The organism is Citrobacter sp. VF227 (assembly GCF_052950715.1).
In genome coordinates, this window is sequence record NZ_JBRFVF010000120.1 from 1 (window position 1) to 665 (window position 665).

General features: G+C 65.7%; 1 protein-coding gene. It reads right to left on the bottom strand.

All coding sequences use genetic code 11. From position 1 onward, the window contains the following. The coding region (locus ACU8YC_RS25390) for a 3-hydroxyacyl-CoA dehydrogenase NAD-binding domain-containing protein (protein WP_446896017.1) at positions 1-590 on the bottom strand (590 nt) is incomplete at its 3' end. Positions 591-665: the final 75 nt, after the last annotated feature.

A 665-nucleotide genomic window follows, 5' to 3' on the forward strand; every position in this document is an offset into this window, starting at 1 on the left:
GTGCTGTAGGCGCGACCGGCATGGTTGACCAGAAAACCGGGAGTATCGGGTGTGATCGCAGGGAAATGCCCGGCCTCTTCGGCCAGCTTGACCAGCCGCTCGATCACCTGCGGATCGCTGCGCTCGCCGCGCACCACTTCCACCAGCTTCATCAACGGCACCGGGTTGAAGAAATGAAAACCGGCCACCCGCTGCGGGTGCCGGCAGGCCGCAGCGATCCGCGTGACCGACAGGGACGAGGTATTGGTCGCCAGTACCGCGTCCGCAGCAACCAGCGCCTCCAGCGCGCCGAACTGTGCCTGTTTGGCCTCGAGATTCTCGACGATGGCCTCGATCAGCAGGTCGCAACCGGCCAGCTCCTGCAACGTCGACGCCGGCCGCATCCGCGCCAGGGTTGCGTCGAGCGCCTCGGCGCTCAGGCGGCCCTTGGCCAGGCTGCGCTCCAGCAGCTCGCGATTGAAACGCAGCGCCTCGGCGACCGACTCGCCGCGCGCATCGTAGAGCCACACCTGCTTGCCCGCGCTGGCAAACAGCTGAGCGATGCCCCGCCCCATGGCGCCGGCACCGATGATTCCGATACGTTCGAACATCCCAAACCCTCCTCACACACCGCATATTCCGCAGTGCGGAATGGCATTCCGTCAGATTGACCAGCAGGCTAAAGG